At 43.5% G+C, this 18,029-nt stretch carries 12 protein-coding genes and 1 pseudogene; 9 read left to right on the forward strand and 4 right to left on the reverse strand.

Annotated elements, in window-relative coordinates; translation table 11 throughout:
• The first annotated feature begins 55 nt into the window (after nt 1-55).
• From ACVKSX_RS04920 to ACVKSX_RS04935, 4 genes are all read left to right on the forward strand, one after another.
• Nucleotides 56-1,603 carry a type I restriction-modification system subunit M gene (locus ACVKSX_RS04920; protein ID WP_354438545.1) on the forward strand — a complete coding sequence of 516 codons (1,548 nt, stop codon included), beginning with the start codon at nt 56-58 and terminating at the stop codon, nt 1,601-1,603.
• Nucleotides 1,600-2,772, forward strand: a complete 1,173-nt coding sequence (locus tag ACVKSX_RS04925; protein WP_354438440.1) for a restriction endonuclease subunit S — start codon at nt 1,600-1,602, stop codon at nt 2,770-2,772. The genes ACVKSX_RS04920 and ACVKSX_RS04925 overlap by 4 nt, the downstream gene beginning before the upstream one ends.
• A gap of 58 nt (nt 2,773-2,830) precedes the next feature.
• Complete coding sequence (locus ACVKSX_RS04930) at nt 2,831-6,067, forward strand: type I restriction endonuclease subunit R (RefSeq protein ID WP_354438441.1); 3,237 nt, start codon at nt 2,831-2,833, stop codon at nt 6,065-6,067.
• A gap of 78 nt (nt 6,068-6,145) precedes the next feature.
• A complete protein-coding gene (locus ACVKSX_RS04935; protein WP_354438442.1) occupies nt 6,146-7,129 on the forward strand; it encodes a 5'-nucleotidase in 984 nt (327 codons plus the stop codon).
• 50 nt (nt 7,130-7,179) lie between these two features.
• On the opposite strand, the gene ACVKSX_RS04940 is transcribed toward ACVKSX_RS04935, so the two are convergent.
• Nucleotides 7,180-7,755, reverse strand: a complete 576-nt coding sequence (locus ACVKSX_RS04940) for a hypothetical protein (protein ID WP_354438443.1) — start codon at nt 7,753-7,755, stop codon at nt 7,180-7,182.
• Between the two features lie 91 nt (nt 7,756-7,846).
• Nucleotides 7,847-8,131 (reverse strand): hypothetical protein, encoded by a 285-nt coding sequence (locus ACVKSX_RS04945; RefSeq protein WP_354438444.1) that lies wholly within the window; start codon nt 8,129-8,131, stop codon nt 7,847-7,849.
• A gap of 412 nt (nt 8,132-8,543) precedes the next feature.
• Between ACVKSX_RS04945 and ACVKSX_RS04950 the strand changes: the two genes are divergently transcribed.
• From ACVKSX_RS04950 to ACVKSX_RS04960, 3 genes are read left to right on the forward strand one after another with little or no spacing between them, the layout of a single operon-like run.
• Complete coding sequence (locus ACVKSX_RS04950) at nt 8,544-8,981, forward strand: DUF1795 domain-containing protein (protein WP_354438445.1); 438 nt, start codon at nt 8,544-8,546, stop codon at nt 8,979-8,981.
• 18 nt (nt 8,982-8,999) lie between these two features.
• Nucleotides 9,000-13,211, forward strand: coding sequence for an RHS repeat-associated core domain-containing protein (locus ACVKSX_RS04955; protein WP_354438446.1), 4,212 nt, complete (start codon nt 9,000-9,002; stop codon nt 13,209-13,211).
• Nucleotides 13,212-13,222: 11 nt separating this feature from the next.
• Nucleotides 13,223-13,612, forward strand: coding sequence for a DUF6985 domain-containing protein (locus ACVKSX_RS04960; RefSeq protein ID WP_354438447.1), 390 nt, complete (start codon nt 13,223-13,225; stop codon nt 13,610-13,612).
• A gap of 86 nt (nt 13,613-13,698) precedes the next feature.
• On the opposite strand, the pseudogene ACVKSX_RS04965 reads toward ACVKSX_RS04960, so the two are convergent.
• Nucleotides 13,699-14,133, reverse strand: a pseudogene (locus ACVKSX_RS04965) (replication protein); the annotation flags it as partial.
• A gap of 1,283 nt (nt 14,134-15,416) precedes the next feature.
• Here ACVKSX_RS04965 and ACVKSX_RS04970 point away from each other — a divergent pair.
• Nucleotides 15,417-16,013, forward strand: coding sequence for a hypothetical protein (locus ACVKSX_RS04970; RefSeq protein ID WP_354438448.1), 597 nt, complete (start codon nt 15,417-15,419; stop codon nt 16,011-16,013).
• Nucleotides 16,000-16,374, forward strand: a complete 375-nt coding sequence (locus ACVKSX_RS04975; protein ID WP_354438449.1) for a hypothetical protein — start codon at nt 16,000-16,002, stop codon at nt 16,372-16,374. The genes ACVKSX_RS04970 and ACVKSX_RS04975 overlap by 14 nt, the downstream gene beginning before the upstream one ends.
• 228 nt (nt 16,375-16,602) lie before the next feature.
• Here ACVKSX_RS04975 and ACVKSX_RS04980 read toward each other — a convergent pair whose 3' ends face one another.
• The gene (locus ACVKSX_RS04980; RefSeq protein WP_354438450.1) at nt 16,603-17,694 is read right to left on the reverse strand and encodes a hypothetical protein; all 1,092 of its coding nucleotides are present in this window, start codon (nt 17,692-17,694) and stop codon (nt 16,603-16,605) included.
• Nucleotides 17,695-18,029 lie beyond the last annotated feature (335 nt).

Raw genomic sequence — 18,029 nt, forward strand, 5'->3', positions numbered from 1 at the left:
AGCAGGAACTTTAAGGCAAAATAGGTCTATCGTCCGTATCTGGAAAATGAACGTAATGGCTAGAAAACCCAAAGAAATCAAAACAGACCCGTTAGAGGTCATCCTGTGGAAAGCGGCTGACAAGCTACGTAAGAACATTGATGCCGCCGAGTACAAGCATGTAGTGCTGGGCCTGATTTTCCTTAAATACATTTCAGATTCTTTTGAATCACATTACGAACTGCTGAAAGCAGGCGAAGGTGAATTTGCAGGTGCAGATCCCGAAGACAAAGACGAATACACCGCCTATAACGTATTTTTCGTTCCTGAACTGGCGCGATGGAGTTATCTGATTTCAAAGGCTAAACTGCCGGGAATCGGTAAGTTGGTTGATGATGCGATGGAGCTTATCGAAGCGGGTAACCCACAGCTAAAAGGTGTGTTGCCGAAAGTCTATGCCCGCCAGAATCTTGATGCCACAGTGCTGGGTGAACTGATAGATCTGATTGGCAATATTGCATTAGGTGATGCCAAAGCACGTTCTGCTGACGTTTTAGGCCACGTATTCGAATACTTCCTCGGTGAGTTTGCACTGGCAGAAGGTAAACAAGGCGGTCAGTTCTATACCCCAAAATCCATTGTAAGCCTGCTGGTTAACATGCTGGAACCCTACAAAGGCCGTGTATTTGATCCCTGCTGTGGTTCTGGTGGTATGTTCGTGCAGTCAGAGAAATTTGTTGAAGCACACCAGGGTAATATCGACGATATTTCGATTTACGGGCAGGAATCCAACCAGACAACATGGCGTCTGGCAAAAATGAATCTGGCTATTCGTGGCATTAACTCAGAACACGTTCGCTGGAACAGTGAAGGCTCATTCCTGAATGATGCCCATAAAGATTTAAAATCTGATTATATCATTGCGAATCCACCGTTTAACGTTTCCGATTGGTCAGGCGAACAACTTCGTGGAGATGCTCGCTGGCAATATGGTATCCCTCCTGCCGGCAATGCTAACTTTGCCTGGATGCAACACTTCCTGTATCACCTGTCGCCAAAAGGTCAGGCTGGCGTTGTGCTGGCAAAAGGGGCTTTGACTTCGAAAAGTTCTGGTGAAGGTGCTATCCGTGCAGCACTTGTTAAAGATGCCAATGTGATTGACTGTATCGTTAACTTACCTGCAAAACTGTTCCTGAACACTCAGATCCCTGCTGCGTTATGGTTTATGCGCCGTGACAGGGCAAATAGCAGTCAGTATCAAGATCGCAGTAAAGAAATCCTGTTTATTGATGCCCGTAATCTCGGTCATTTAATCAACCGTCGTAGCAAAGTGCTTTCTGACGAAGATATCAAAACTATTGCTGACACCTACCATAACTGGCGTAATAAAAATGGCGACTACGAAGACGTCGCTGGTTTCTGTGCGTCAGTAGACATTGATGAAGTTGCTGAACTCGATTATGTGCTGACACCTGGCCGTTATGTTGGTCTTGCTGATGAAGAAGACGATTTCGATTTTAAAGAACGGTTTACGGCTCTTAAAGCGGAGTTTGAAGCGCAACTGGAAGAAGAAACGCGTCTAAATAAAACTATCGCTGAAAATCTGGCGAAGGTGGTATTATGAGTTGGTTGCATGAGGTCAGTATTAAAGATATTTGCGATTTAATTACCGTTAAAACAAACATTAAGAACGCATCTATTGAAAATTATATTTCAACCGAAAACATGCTACCTAATTTTGGTGGTGTAGAGTATGCTGAAAACCTCCCCTCTTCAAACACCGTAAATACATTTATTCCTCAAGACGTTTTGTTTTCAAACATTCGAACTTATTTTAAGAAAGTTTGGTTTTCAAGATTTAATGGCACTGCTTCCGCAGATGTTTTAGTCTTTCGAGCTAAGGACAATTGCGATAGTAAATTTTTATACTATCTATTATGTGATCCATCTTTTACTGAGTATACTGTTTTAACATCCAAAGGGGCTAAAATGCCCAGAGGAGATAAAGATGCAATTTTCAGTTACATTGTATTATTACCTTCTATCCAAGAACAAAAAGCCATCGCCTCTGTGCTGTCCTCTCTAGATGATAAAATAGACCTACTTCATAGCCAAAATAAGACGCTGGAATCTATGGCTGAAACGCTGTTTAGGCAACTTTTTATAGAGGAAGCACAAGATGAATGGCCTGAAAAAAGGCTCAATCAATATGTTGAGTTAAACAAATCATCAATAAGCAAAAGCTATAACTTTAAAGAGATCCAATACTTGGATACAGGCTCATTAACCAGAGGAAAAATATCTGAACTTCAAACCTTGTTGTTATCAGAGGCACCAAGTCGAGCTAAAAGATTAGTCAATGACTTTGATATAATATTATCAACAGTGCGTCCAGATCAGTGTCATTATGGTATTTGCATTAATCCACCGTCAAACCTCGTTGTTTCGACAGGTTTTTGCGTTATTTCTAGCAAATCAATTAGCCCATTTTTCATTTATTATTTATTAACTTCTGAGGATATGACCGAATATCTGCACTCTATAGCAGAAGGTTCTACGTCAACCTATCCTTCTTTAAAACCAGAAGACATTGGAAATGTTCCATTTCTTTATCCGGGCAAAGAACAAATAAACTACTTTCATAATATTGTTGGCTCTTACTGGAGCAAGATTCATGGTAATCATAACAAAATAAAAACACTAGTATCTCTCCGCGACACTCTACTTCCTAAACTAATGAGTGGTGAAGTACGGGTTCAGTATGCAAAAGAAGCAATCGCGTCAGTAGCATAAAATAATTAAGCGGGTGCACAACCCGCTCTCTAGTTTAGCGGCAATAAGGACAGTACGCATGGCAAAGATGACCGAATCCGATATTGAAGTAATGGCGATTGAGCACCTGCAAGGGCTGGGCTATGAGTATGTTTACGGCCCGGACACTGAACCTAGTGGAATCAATCCATTACGTAGCTATCAGCAGGTTATCCTTGAAGATAAGGTGCGTGCTGCCCTGCAACGCTTGAATCCTCACCTTAGTGAACAGAAGTGTGAGGAAGCCCTGAAACAGGTGATGCAGATCAGCACACCTGACCTGATGGCAAACAATCTGGCCTTTCATCGCCTGTTGACAGAAGGTATAAACATTGAAGTCAGTAAGGATGGTAATACTCAGGGAGAACTCGCCTGGCTCATCGATTTTAACGATCCGACTAATAACGAATTTTTGGTTTTGAACCAAATAACCATAAGGGAAAACCGTCATAATCGCCGACCCGATATTATTTTATTCATCAACGGTCTGCCATTAGTCGTGATTGAACTTAAAAATGCTGCTGACGAAAATGCAACGGTATTAGGTGCTTATAACCAGATTAAAACCTATCAGAACCAAATCCCCGGCCTGTTTACATACAATGCCTTTAATGTAATTTCTGACGGGCTGGAAGCCAAAGCGGGAACCGTTTCTGCTGATTTCAGCCGCTATATGACGTGGAAAACCGCTAACGGTAAAACGCAAGCCACCAGTACCCAGCCACAGCTAGAAGTTTTATTACAGGGGTTGCTTAATCCTGTAACGCTTCTGGATATGATCCGTCACTTTATTGTGTTTGAAGCCAGCAAACATGAAGACAACAAAGGGATTATCAGTATCCGTACTGTTAAAAAAATGGCAGCTTATCACCAGTACTACGCGGTCAATGCAGCAGTACTTTCCACTATTCGTGCATCGGCGGTAAATGCAGATTCCCCCTCTGCCGAAGTGGCAGTCCGCCAACAGGGACGTAACAGTAAAGATCTCGTTAATGCACAAAAAACCGGGGATCGCAAAGCGGGCGTAGTCTGGCATACACAGGGGTCCGGTAAATCGCTTTCGATGGTATTTTATACCGGGAAGATTGTGCTGGCTCTGGATAATCCGACCGTCGTTGTGATCACTGACCGTAATGATCTGGATGATCAGCTATTCGGTACGTTTTCTTCCGCTACCCAGCTACTGCGTCAGACACCCAAACAGGCCGATAACAGAGACGAACTCAAAGAATATTTGCGGGTAGCCTCTGGTGGCGTGGTGTTTACCACTATTCAAAAATTCCAGCCTGATGATGGCAGAAATATCTATGAGTTACTGTCAGCTCGTACCAACGTTGTTGTTATCGCTGATGAAGCACACCGTTCCCAGTACGGTTTCAGCGCCAAAGAAGTTGACGTAAAAGACAGCGAAGGCAACGTAACGGGTAAACGCACCGTTTATGGCTTTGCCAAATATATGCGTGATGCCTTACCCCATGCGACCTATCTGGGCTTTACCGGAACCCCCATAGAGAAAACGGACGTAAATACACCTGCTGTTTTCGGTAACTATGTCGATATCTATGATATCTCACAGGCGGTAGAAGATGGTGCAACCGTGCGTATTTTCTATGAAAGCCGTCTGGCGAAAATTGCGATCAGTGAAGAAGGTCGTCAGCTTATTGAAGAATTTGATGATGAGTTTAACGAGGACGAACTGACGCTCACACAGAAAGAACGTTCTAAATGGGCGAGAATCGAAGGGCTGATTGGCAGTGAAAAACGCATTAAAGCCATTGCCGCTGATATGGTCCAGCACTTTGAACAGCGTTTAAAATCCAATGCCGATCATGGCAAGGGGATGATAGTAACCATGTCCCGCCGTATTGCTGCTGAGTTGTATAAGGAAATCGTCGCCCTTAAACCCGAATGGCACAGTGATGATTTAAGCGATGGCGTAATAAAAGTCGTGATGACATCTTCCGCTGCTGACGGGCCAGAAATCGCTAAACACCACACTACAAAAAAAGAACGTCAGGTTCTGGCTAACCGTATGAAGGACGACGACGACAAGCTGAAACTGGTGATAGTACGTGATATGTGGCTTACCGGCTTTGATGCGCCAAGTATGCATACCCTGTATATAGACAAACCGATGAAAGGCCACAACCTGATGCAGGCGATTGCCCGTGTGAACCGTGTGTACAAAGATAAGATAGGCGGTCTGGTTGTTGACTATCTGGGCATTGCCTCTGATTTAAAAGAAGCCCTGTCGTTCTACTCCGATGCCGGAGGACGGGGTGATCCAGCTGAGGTTCAGGAAGAAGCAGTGATGCTCATGCAGGAAAAACTGGAAATCCTGGAAGGCATGATGCATGGCTACGATTACAAAGCCTACTTTACTGCAACGACTTCACAGCGCCTGACGATTATCCTTGAATCAGAAAACCACATTTTAGGGCTGGATAACGGCAAAGGGAAAATGCGTTTCCTTGCGGCTGTTGCTGCCGTGTCCCAGGCATTTGCACTGGCGACGCCGCATGATAAAGCAATGGAAGCGGCACCCGAAGTCGCATTCTTCCAAGCGGTGAAGGCTCGCCTGAATAAATTCACTGAAAACCCAGACGGCTCAGATGAAGAACATAATGACAGTCTGGAAGTACGGGTAAAACAGACTATCGATCAGGCACTGGTCACGGATAAAGTCGTTGATATCTTTGACGCAGCGGGAATACAGAAGCCGGATATCTCTGTGCTCTCTGATGAATTTCTCCAGGAAATGAAGGATTATCAGCACAGAAATATTGCTCTGGAAACGCTTAAAAAGCTGCTTTCTGATGAGATTAAGGTTCGCTCGAACCAAAGTATTACACAGGGTAAAAAATTGATTGATATGCTGACCTCGGCAATCAACGGCTACCAGAACAAGGTACTGACCGCTGCGGAGGTGATCGATGAACTGATCAAGCTTGCCAAGACCATCCAGGAATCTGACAGCCTTGCCAGCCAGTTAAACCTCAGCACCTATGAATATGCCTTCTATTCTGCGGTTGCAGATAACGACAGCGCTCGTGAGCTTATGCAAAAGGAAAAACTACGAGAACTGGCAGTCGTTCTGACGGAAGCTATCCGCAACAATGTCAGTCTTGACTGGACAGTGAAAGAAGCGGCAAGGGCAAAAATTCGCGTGGTGGTAAAACGTCTGCTTAAAAAATATGGTTATCCGCCTGATATGTCATTGCTGGCTACGGAAACTGTTTTGAAGCAGGCTGAGTTGTTGGCAGGGGAACTTTCTTAAACTGTATTATCAATCAATGAATAAAGGATGAGGAATTTAACGTCCTCAAATGAAAAATGAAGACCCTGAGAGGATAAAATGGCTTTTGACCTGACCAATACACTTGTAATAGGAATAAGCTCAACCGCTCTGTTTGACATGTCAGAATCTGATAGTCTTTTTAAAAAATTTTCTGATGAGAATCCAGAGAAGGCGATTGAGCAGTATAGAAACTATATGTTGCTGCATGAAGAGGACGAATTAAAACCTGGAACTGGATATCCCTTAGTTACATCTTTATTAAGCTTAAATAAATATAAAAAACCTGATGAAAAAACAGCATTGGTTGAAGTTGTTATAATGTCAAGAAATAGCCCTGATACAGGATTAATGGTTTTAAATAATATTAGAAAAAAAGAAATTGATATTACTCGCTCAGTCTTCTGTGGAGGAAAAAGCGTTGTAGATTATCTTGATGCATTTGATGTAGATTTATTTCTTACAACCGATATTAATGATGCGCAAAGAGTTATTGATTCCAAGACTTGTGCCGTTGCGATACTGAAAGACCCACCAAAAGTGTCGTCTGAATACCCAGACAATCAAGTCAGAATTGCATTTGATGGTGATGCTGTATTATTCGATGAAGAAAGTGAAATCGTCTATAAAACAATGGGGCTAAAAAAATTTCATGCACAGGAAAATGAAAAACAAAATGAACCATTGGCAGAAGGACCATATGCAACCTTATTAAAGAAAATTGCCAAATTACAGGCGCGTTTGCCAGCAAAAGTAGACTATTCACCAGTTCGCATAGCACTAGTTACTGCCAGAAATAGTCCTGCTGACCTTCGTGTAATAAAAACATTAAGAGCATGGGGTGTAAATATCGATGAAGCATTTTTTCTTGGTGGTGTTGAAAAAACAAAAATATTAAAATCATTTAACCCTCAAATATTTTTCGATGACCAAGAGATACATTTAGATCCCGCATCAATAATAGTACCATCCGGACGGGTCCCTTATACTTCAAAATCACCTTTGTATAAAGAAATAATATCAATATTACCAAAGAGTTTTTAGTATAAATTATTTTTTGCTCAGGCTAACTAAGAATTAACCTGAGCATTTATCTACCTTACGATACCTTCTTTAATTTTAATTACCTTCGCTGCCATGTTGCCATTATTATGCGTATTAAACGTCCTGTCGCCAATGTCGTATACAACGCCAGTTATATTGACCTTCTGACCTTTCTTAATTTTCAGGATATCGTCATCCTGACCCGGAAAATAGGTCAGCAGCACAGCCCCACCACAATATTTGGTATCAGGAGTCTGGAAGATAATAGCGTAGGTTTTATGGTTCCGTTGAGCACCAAGATACTTCATTGTGTCGTAAGCTTCCTGCGGTTCTAACACAGTGGCATTGCTGATGCTTATCTTTTTACCAATCCAGTTCTTTTTACCAGCCATCGCGTTGGCTTCATAATCACGGCAAATAACGCCTAAACCGTTGACGGTGTTCACAGGAAGATTATCAGAGGCAAGTGTTGTGCTCTTACTGTTTGATGGGCTTAAAGCCCCGCTCAGAGAAGATAAGGAAGAGTTGATTGACTCCCCTACTTTCCCGGTTGCTTCGTTTAACTGCTGACATCCTGTTAACGCAAGAATAGAGGGAATGAAAAATGCTGCGATTGTTGCTTTCATTTTAGTAAGCCTTATTTGTTATAAAAACTCACCATCCAGACATTGTTTTTCTTAAGTAGTGAGTCATTGGTTTTCCCTGATACTGGCAAAGTTAACGAGCTGTGGGTCTAATCCAGGAGATCTTGTCTTTATTCTTTAATTTCAGAAACAGAACAGGGCCGAGCATCATTGCAAGCAAGACAATGACCATGAGCGGTGTCGAATGAGTAGCAAAAGCAATGAAGAAGGCTGTCGGGATACCTAATATCGTCCCTGTTATCGCTAAAAACATTATCGTTTGCTGGCTGACATAACCTTTAACTCTCTCAGCACCACATCCCCTGCACACTGACACACGCTCCTGCACTTCTGTACCGCAAAATGGACATTCAGACATGCTCTTTTCCTCGCCAGTTCAACTCTAAGTAATTGATATAATTGATCTGAAGAAAGGCAGTGTCATATCGTTTTTATCGATCAAATCCATAACACATAATAGTTAAAAACTATCAAAAAAACCATATCGATCGATTTAGACAATTAATAATCGATCGATAAAGCTTTATTAATCGATATAATCTATCAAAATAAATGCATTGATCGATTTTACAGATCAATAAGTTGATGAATTTTGTGATTAGTTGAGTACTTTGCACTCTGCGGGGACAGGCATTTGCTGAACCAGTCTGCTTCTAAAAGGTACTGACCTCAAAACACGCAACTTCCGTAAGTAAATGAAACCTTCATATAGAATGCTGCCTGCCCCTATGGCACACTTAAACCGCCCTGATGCATACGGAAGCTGCTCAATGTCTGAAAATCTCCCTCTCTGCGTTTTTACCGAAGGCCACATCACCCTTCCTGATCACTATCAGGATCGTACCGTTAATGTCTTCACCCTTCCCGGTGAGAATAAGCCTGCTTTTAACATCTCCCGCGATTCGATGAATGATGACGAGACGCTGTCAGGTTATATTGACCGGCAGTTAACGCTGATGCAGAAGCATCTGAAAGGCTGGAATCAAACGGAACGGGTGCCAGCTGTGCTCGGCAATAACCTCTTGCAGGGTGAATGTGTGCATGCCAGCTATCTGCGTGACGGTAAACGGGTCTTCCAGCAACAGGCGGTATTTAACACGTCTACAAACCATATTCTGGTGTTCACTGTGTCCTGCACCGCGATACTGACGGACGGAGACAGTCAACAGTTCCATGCGCTGCTTGCCAGCTTTTCTTTTAACACCTGACAATTAAGGAACGTTGTTATGTTCGAAGCGGCACGCGTGGGTGATGATATCGACCATTCTCATGCGCTGGCAGGGATGATTGCCGGAACGATTGTCGGTGGACTGATTGCCGCAGCAGGGGGTATCGCCGCCGGGGCATTGATGATTGCCGGTATCGGTGCGTCATGCCTGGGCATTGGTGTGCTTCTGGTCGGTGCCAGCCTGGCGGTGGGGTATTTTACGGGCGAACTTGCAACGAAGGCCAGGGACAGCATGGCGGATGCCGGGGCCGCCAGTATGGAGAAGGAAGGCGTTATTGCCACCGGCTCTCATAACGTGTTCATTAATGGCAGACCTGCCGCCCTTGCCACCGACAGCATGGTGGAATGTGCCAGGGATGCTGGCTCACAGCAGATGGCCGAAGGCTCCTCACGCGTGTACATCAATGGCCTGCCTGCTGCCCGTCTCGGCGATCAGACTACCTGTGGTGGAAAGGTCATGACCGGTTCCGCAGATGTGATTATCGGCGGTGAGCCGGAACAGACACTGCCGATACAGTCAGAAGTCCCGGAATGGCTCTATAAAGCCTCCGACCTGACGCTGTTATTTGCAGGATTGCTCGGTGGAGCGGGCGGAGCGGCAGGAAAAGTCGGTGCGCTGGGAAGACTGTTCAGTAAAATCCCGGGTATCAACAAACTGGCCCGTGTCGCCTGCCGCGCTGGCGTGCTGATGACCAGCGCAGCCGCCGTGGGGATTATCGCCCGCCCGGTGGATATTGTCAGCGGCCAGAAGTTTCTCTCTGGTGATGAAGATCTGGACTTTATATTACCGTCCCGTCTGCCGGTTGTCTGGCAGCGTTACTGGCGCAGTGGCAATCCCGGCGACAGTGTACTGGGCCGTGGCTGGTCACTTTTCTGGGAAACCCGACTGGAAAAATATCAGGATGGGCTGGTGTGGCGTGCACCGTCCGGCGATTATGTGTCCTTTCCTCTCGTGCCAAAAGGACAGCGAACCTTCTGTGAACCGGAGAAGCGCTGGCTTGAACACCATCAGGATGACAGCTGGTCAGTGTATGACATCAGCGGCGAACGCTGGTATTACTCATCCCTGCGGGACAATTCCCCTTCCATGCCGCAGCGACTCACCGAACCCTGTGGTAACGATATTCTTTTTGACTGGAACGACGACCATACCCTGCATGCGCTCACCGACAGTGCCGGGCAGCGCGTGGTCTGCCGCTACACAACTGTCAGTAAACAGGTTTGCCTGACCGGAGCCTGGCTGGATGATGAAATCTGCCTGGTCAGCTACGGCTACGATGATAAGGCCCGGCTGATTAGCGTCATCGGACGTGGCGGTCAGGTACGCCGCCGTTTCAGCTGGTATGACGACGGGGACGGTACGGATTTACTGCGCAGCCATGAGGACAGCAACGGGCTTCTGAATGAATACCTGTGGCGGAACATTGATGGTCTGCCGCGCGTGGTGGCATACCGTAACAGCGCGGGCGAGCAGCTTGATTTTGAGTACGATTTTGAAAACGGCACCCGCCGCGCCATCCGCGAAGATGGCGCACAGGCACACTGGCTGGTTGACGACGATGACAATGTTGCACATTTCACAGATTATGACGGTCGCCAGACCGGCTTCGTCTGTCGTGATGGCGAGTTGTGCAACATTATCCTGCCCGATGGAGCCATGCGGCGCAGTCATTGGGACCGTTATGGCCGCCTCACGTCAGAAACTGACCCGGCAGGACGCACCACTGAGTACTACTGGTTCAGAAACACTGATCGCATTACCCGCACGGTTTTCCCGGATTCAACAGCCACACAGTCTGTGTATGATTTAAACGGTCGCCTGCTGTCGGAAAGCGACGCACTGAGTCATATAACCACATACCATTATCCTGACGACGAAGAAACGCTACCGGATCGCATCACCGATGCGAGGGGCGGTGATGTGTTGCTGGAATGGAACCGTCAGGGATTGCTGACGCAACGCACTGACTGCTCCGGTAGCGTGACCCGCTTTACGTATGACCGCTTTGGTCAGCTTATCACCAGTGAGGACGCAGAAGGCAACCTCACACGCCGCGAATGGAACGATGCAGGCCAGCTTACCGCCGTAATTCGGGCCGATGGCAGTCATGAAACGTTACGATGGAACGAGCACGGGCAACTTGCGGCCTGGCGAGACCCGCTGGAAAGTGAGGTTCGCTGGCAGTATTCCGCGCTTGGACTGCCAGAAAGCGTTACCGACCGCACGGGACGAACCCGCCGCTGGCACCATGACACGAGAGGCAATCTGCTGCGTCTGGAAAACGGCAACGGTGGCGAGTACCGTTTTACATATGACCCGACAGGCCACCCACTGAGCGAAGTCCGCCCGGACGACACCATCCGTCAGATGGAATGGAACGTACGAGGGCTGCTCACCACGCTTATGGAAAGCGGCAGATCTGACGACGATGGCGGTCTCCCGCGACGCGCTCAACAGTTCAGCTATGACAGCAGCGGCCTGCTGACAACACGCACTACACGCGATGCTCAGTACCATTACCAGCGTAACAACAGCGGGCAGCTTACCGGCCTGACGCGCAAGCCAACCACCGATGGTACAGCACTTGGAATCGAAGAAGATGAGATTCAGTTTACCTTTGACGCGGCAGGAAAACTGCTCGGTGAACGGGGCAGTAATGGTGAGCTGCATTACCACTATGACGCCCTTGACAACCTCACCGCGCTGACCCTGCCTGGGGGCCAGCAGATAAGCTGGCTGCATTACGGTTCCGGCCACGTCAGTGCCATCCGGTTCGGTCAGCAAATCATCTCTGAATTTACCCGCGACCGCCTTCACAGGGAGGTGGCCCGCACTCAGGGAACCCGTGAACAGACCCGCCAGTATGACAGTCTGGGCAGACGTACCCGGCAGCGCAGCTTCACACCCGACCTGCCGGAACAGACAATCTTAGAACGCGCCTTCAACTATACCGGGCGGGGAGAACTGTCTGACGTCAGTGACACGCTGCGAGGCAACACAATTTATGGCTATGATGAGGAAGGTCGTCTTCTCAGCCACTACGAAGCCCGCCCGGACCACAGTAACAGGAGGTTCCAATACGACGCTGCGGATAACCTGCTGCCGGATAATGACCTCCCTGCCCTGCCTCTGAGGAATAACCGCCTGGCGCACTGGCAGAACCTGTTTATGAAATACGACTGGTGGGGTAACCTCGTCAGTCGCCGAAGTGGTCTGTATGAACAGCATTATGTATACGACGCGGAAAACCGCCTCATACAGGCCGGGGGCAATGGACCAGAAGGCCGGTTTACCGCGCTCTATCATTATGATGCGCTAGGCCGACGCATCCGTAAAACGGTCACCACGCAGCGTGGCAACGCTGAGACCCGCTTCCTCTGGCAGGGCCTGCGACTGTTGCAGGAGCAGCAGCAAAACGGGCAGTGCCAGACATATGTTTACGATCCGAACGAAGCATACAGCCCGCTGGCGCGTGTTGAACATTTGAGTGAAGAAATTAGCGGAGAGATTCTCTGGTTCAGCACCGATCTAAACGGTGCACCGCTGGATATGACCGATGAACAGGGACAGCTCCGGTGGAGCGGTCATTACGACAGTTTTGGTGAGGTTACCCGTCAAACAGAAGGTTTTCACAGACTCGCACAACAAACTACCATCACTCATCAGCCACTGCGCTATGCCGGGCAGTACGCGGACAGTGAAACGGGTCTGCACTATAATCTTTTCAGGTATTACGATCCTCAGATTGGACGCTTTACGGTACAAGACCCCATAGGATTACTGGGAGGCTGGAATCTTTATCAGTATGCATCGAATCCGCTGGGTTGGATTGATCCGTGGGGACTGTCAAGATATCCTGGGGTCGATTTCTCAGGAAGTGATGCACTTTATCCTCATGGTGAAAATATTGTAAAAATACCAATGACAGGCAGTCGTTATGGCGACTTTAAGGCAGCAAACGAATTGGCAAATTACAAAAACTCAGTTGGGAATATTACAGGTAAATCGCATCCAGATGGCTATACCTGGCACCATTTAAATGATTATGATCCCATAACGAATACTTCTACCATGCAACTTGTAGACACAAGCGCTCATGAAGCCACTTTCCCTCACTCCGGCTCAGTGAGCCAATACGAACAGTATCATGGTGTTAAATATGAATCACTTGAAGCCAAGAAAACTGCAAAATCATTGAATTGTAAATAGTGAGGCACATTATGCAATCAGAAGACTTAAAATTTTATGAAGATGATGAAGGTATTGCTGTCGATTTGAAGTTGAAAGCATTCGGTCCGGATGAAGTACAATGTGTTAATCTTGAATCTGAATTATCAGATAAAAAGATGAAAGATGATATACTTTATTTAATTAATCATCAAAATGAGTTTTTACAAAAAATTCAAAAAGCAGCTCATGAGTATTGTATCAAAATTTACAATCAAGAACCATCTGATCTTAAACTTATAAAACTGTACATTTTCCCAGACAAAGAAAATGAATATGGTTTTATGTTCTCAACAAAAATTGATAGTGAACATGGAATTGGTGTAAAAATGATAAATGGAAATGTAGAAAAAATTGGCAGTAGTGAAACGGCATTTTTGTAAAACACCTCTATATTCAATAAAAAAACTAACGTAGTAAATTGAACTGTACCTTAATATAGACAATATATTAAGCTACAGTTTTTACATTAACAAGGGCTTTTGTTTAGCTTTAAATTTTTCGATTTGCATTTAATATAAGATTTAACAAATGACAGGCGATCACCATTGAATATTAAATCAGGTTTAATGAAGTAAAAATTCTGGATCATAGTTTCAGTAATGAAACTTTTCTCAACCAACTCTTTCATACTTTTAAAATAAGTCGTTCTGGATATTTTAACAATCGTTTTATCTACAATGTCATACGACATTAAAATTGTATCTATATCCTTTTTATCCTGCATTGCCCTGTACAGTATTTCAAAAACCTTTGTTCCTGCGGAAGACAATTCCGTAATAGCTTTAACGCCATTTACATAGAGTTTTAAAAATTGTGTTTCATCTACTTCCTGATACTGAAAAAAACCCGCACCTCCCAGGTGCTCTCCTGTATTTTCATTTACAACCATGAGTTTATCCCTCTCATGTCATTTTTCTTTACTTTTATTCTTGTTATTATTTTTAAATAATATATTGATTTTCATCACCTGACATTTGAAGTATCAAAATTTTGAATAAAAATGAAGTTTTCTTTTCATGATGAGAATGATTGTTGATTAAAGTCCTCAAACCGCGGACTTTAACTCCCGAGATCGCGGACTTGGTTTTAAGTTATATCTGGCCTGAAAGCAGTTTTCTTCTTCATTATTATTATAGAGCGAAGCGAGAGATGTTCTTTATTGATTTTATAAAGTGAAAAAAGATTGTTTTCTTTCATTTTAAGTAACCCAACACGGCTGTTGTGCCGTGTCATTGGGGTTAATATTCATTACTTCTCTTTTATTTTATAATCAGAACACAAAATCCTGGACTCTGCTTATTTGCCTTTTAGGGGCAACCAGCAGACCAGGGAATAATGGTTTGTTATTTAATTAGTTTTTCAATGCAGCACATTAGTTTGCTCATATACTGCTTCAAAATCAAACCCCTTTGATAAAGGAAGCTGTCTTGTTTTTGCTTCCTGCTGTCAGCAAAATCGCTATGCGCTCACGCGCACTGACGACTTAAATAGCATGAGTTTGCTGTTGAAACCATTTTCTTCATCGCGTGAAGACTTTTCTTCATTTCTGACTATATAAATGAAGTAAATCACTTTATCAGGTGAAGAAAAACGTCCTCACAATTTAAATAAAAAGGGCGAGAGCTAGGTTTTAGCGATTGAGCGCGTTAGCTCAATCAAGACCAGCCATTTATCCAAGGTTTTAATTTTTGCGTAGGGCGAGCAAGCGAGCATGTAGCTCAGTAAAACTATTATTTTACTCATATAGCCCATACAGGCATTGCTGGTTGCCCCTAAAAGGCAAAGAAGCAAATGCTCTGTTGTTGTCTTCTGTTACTGAATAAAAGAAGATCTTCAACTACCATGAACCCCACAGGCACGACCTCATGTTGTGCAGGGGTTTAATAAAACAATTAAGGAAAACGTTTTCCTGATAAATAAAACTGGCGGGACGTCCAGTTTAAGCAAACTTATTCCAGTCGGAATCTCATTGTGGCGATATTAAGATCGCACAGGATTCCTTTTGTCCTCTTAGATCTTATATTTCTTATACTTCTTAAGATAAAAATATTCATATAAAACAATGCATTAAAAAGTCATTTTCTTCATGTTTGTTGATTTTTCTTCGGGTTTGTAGATCTTTCTTCGGGTTTGTTATCTTTCTCTTCGGGTTTGTTGTATTTCTCTTCATTCCTGAGCATTAAAATGAAGAAAATACTTCAAAATATATTTGACATTTCAAAAAACGTAGTTATATATGTATATTATAATAATAAAAAAGGAACTATGATGAATAAAAACACCTATGATAAGAACCCATTTATATTGCAAAATGGCATTGAGATCCAGACGAAAGATAAAAGAAGAACAGTAGCTCGTGGAGAAAAATTTGAATCACCAGAGGGAGAACGATACGAAAGTGTCATTCACTCTATACAGGAAGTTGATAAAGAGAAGTTCGTTAAGCTTTTCATTTCCAAAATCCGTGTTCTCTTTGATCTGTCCCTGACAGGTAATAAGCTATTTTACATATTTCTCTTTTCCATTTCTGACGCGATTGGTAAAGACCAGGTTTATATGAATTTTGAAACAGCAAAAGATATAGCAAGTCAGTGTGATTTCAACTTATCCGACCCTGTATTTTATCGAGGAATAAAAGAGCTTATAGATAAGCAGATCATAGCACCAAGCAAATCCAAGTACATTTACTATATCAATCCTGCGGTGGTGTTTAATGGAGATAGAGCCAGATTTATCGAAGAAATAAAAATAAAAAATGGAGATAAAAATGCTAAAAAATGAAATAAACGAAATACTAAACATTCATACCCACGAAGACTGTATAGCCAACGTCATAACAAAGTCACTTATTCGTTATTACTCGGTTAATGGCATCAGCCATGACCAGTTCCAGAATAATTATCTAAACTACTTGAGAATGATTTTCTCCGGTCATCAGTTTCACTTTTTAGACAAAGAAAAACTACTGTCATGTAAAGACCAGATCCTTAGCACTGTCATGGTAGCAGTTCGAGAAGACCTTACAGGCAAAACCGGAACGGAGGAGCTTTACCTGTCCAGTATGTGGCAACCAACAGCGCTAGAGGCGGTTCTGGTAGAGCTTTTTGATAATAGGCAGATTCTAAGTATAATCAGCCAATAACAAACTACAAAGCGGTTATACTACACTCCTCACCATTGTTGAGGCTGACTGACCGTTGTGAGCTAGAAGCAGAAGTTCGTATTTTTATTTTATAAAGGAATTGTCATACCGCAGTACTTATATCAACAGGGACGATATCAGCTGTGCTTAATTTTTTATTAAGTGATGCAGAACAAATTATTTACTAGAATTATTGTCAAGCGTCAAATCTGACGCCTGACAGTCAACTTACGCTCTTACCGATGTCATTAAGGAGGATAATCTATCTACTCTCTTTTCATGGTTCCCTATCAAGCCGAAAAAGAAAAAGTTTTCACAAGATTCATTAGTCCTGCGAATAACATCTTCCACATCATCACGGTAAATAAGGAAGGTGGGACTTGTCTTTGAATCCATGTTCGCAATAGCTCTGAGAGGTTCGTAGTAATCACTATTGTCAGGATTTGTGAGCAGTTTGTTTAAAAAGTAAACTACATCGACTAATGTTAAAAAAGTTCCCATATTAAACCCTGAATATACTACACTTTCACCTTGATACGTTTCTATATAGCTACTAGTTACCGTAAAGAAATTATACATCATCGCGAGCAATAAAGAGTCATGATCTGGAGGGATGTAAACCTTTCCTTCCTTACTGATAATTTGAACGCTTTGTAGATGACCTAATTTATCGCTAATTTCGCCAATACCAGTTTTATTTAAAGAATACTTTCTAACAAACGTATAAGTTTTGTTAGCTATTATGCTATAGTTATCGAAGATAAGATGAGTTAAGCTGTCTACGTAGTCTTCATTTATATCTACACGATTTTTATTATAAAGATCATCAGCTGGTATTATAAGCCAGAGTGGATTTTCTTTAATTAAGGTGAATCTTATTGCATATATAAGAGGAAGGTTAAACCTTTGCGCAAACTTTCTTCTCTTGTCTATGTCTTTTCGACTGCACTTAAATTTCATTTTCTCCGTGCTCTTCACCTCAATCATACAGTTAAACGGAGGTGCTTGCCTGCTGCTCATATTTGAAAAAAAAGACCCAGCGTGTAAAGTTGCTTGAAAATCCGGGGTTAGTTCGAATTCGCTTACAATTGGAGTTTGATTTAATGGAGTTATTGAACTAAAACAATTTAACATTTTGCAAAGCAATGCAAATTCGTCTTCTTGGGTTAAACCACTTATTATCCGCTCGATTTCAGGAATTTTTTCAACTGGAACTAGTTGCTTCAAAATTGATTCAAATCCGTCCTTACTTGTTATTCCTTTCAACTCTTTTATTCTTTTTGCTAACTCTATATCTGATGCTGTTAGGTTTTGTTTCATTGATATTACTCGTTAATATAAACCAACTGGAATCAAGGGCCACATCTTTTCATTCTACTATCATTCATATTCCTATGTTTATATGACAAAAGTCAACGTCCGCTTTCGGCACAGGCTGTGTGAAAACTGCTGATTACCTTTTGGTCTGAGCAGTGGCGTTATATGAGCAACAATTCTTGATATGGGGATAATACTCAGATACAGCAAAAACCGAGTTTTTACACAGCCTGAGCACGTAGCGGACCTCTTGAAGAGCCGTATGGTCTGCTAAGAGCGAGGAGCAGATGTTAAAGTGTAAAGGATGAATCCAAAAATGGAACAGAATCCAGAATCAC

Source organism: Pantoea sp. PvP021 (assembly GCF_054056055.1).

What these genes read in the sequence shown, in the direction of transcription:
- ACVKSX_RS04960 (WP_354438447.1), top strand. Translation starts at nt 13,223, where the DNA reads ATGCAATCAGAAGACTTAAAATTTTATGAAGATGATGAAGGTATTGCT.
- ACVKSX_RS04920 (WP_354438545.1), top strand. Translation starts at nt 56, where the DNA reads ATGGCTAGAAAACCCAAAGAAATCAAAACAGACCCGTTAGAGGTCATC.
- ACVKSX_RS04935 (WP_354438442.1), top strand. Translation starts at nt 6,146, where the DNA reads ATGGCTTTTGACCTGACCAATACACTTGTAATAGGAATAAGCTCAACC.
- ACVKSX_RS04955 (WP_354438446.1), top strand. Translation starts at nt 9,000, where the DNA reads ATGTTCGAAGCGGCACGCGTGGGTGATGATATCGACCATTCTCATGCG.
- ACVKSX_RS04975 (WP_354438449.1), top strand. Translation starts at nt 16,000, where the DNA reads ATGCTAAAAAATGAAATAAACGAAATACTAAACATTCATACCCACGAA.
- ACVKSX_RS04930 (WP_354438441.1), top strand. Translation starts at nt 2,831, where the DNA reads ATGGCAAAGATGACCGAATCCGATATTGAAGTAATGGCGATTGAGCAC.
- ACVKSX_RS04950 (WP_354438445.1), top strand. Translation starts at nt 8,544, where the DNA reads ATGTCTGAAAATCTCCCTCTCTGCGTTTTTACCGAAGGCCACATCACC.
- ACVKSX_RS04940 (WP_354438443.1), bottom strand. Translation starts at nt 7,755, where the DNA reads ATGAAAGCAACAATCGCAGCATTTTTCATTCCCTCTATTCTTGCGTTA.
- ACVKSX_RS04970 (WP_354438448.1), top strand. Translation starts at nt 15,417, where the DNA reads ATGAAGAAAATACTTCAAAATATATTTGACATTTCAAAAAACGTAGTT.
- ACVKSX_RS04925 (WP_354438440.1), top strand. Translation starts at nt 1,600, where the DNA reads ATGAGTTGGTTGCATGAGGTCAGTATTAAAGATATTTGCGATTTAATT.
- ACVKSX_RS04980 (WP_354438450.1), bottom strand. Translation starts at nt 17,694, where the DNA reads ATGAAACAAAACCTAACAGCATCAGATATAGAGTTAGCAAAAAGAATA.
- ACVKSX_RS04945 (WP_354438444.1), bottom strand. Translation starts at nt 8,131, where the DNA reads ATGTCTGAATGTCCATTTTGCGGTACAGAAGTGCAGGAGCGTGTGTCA.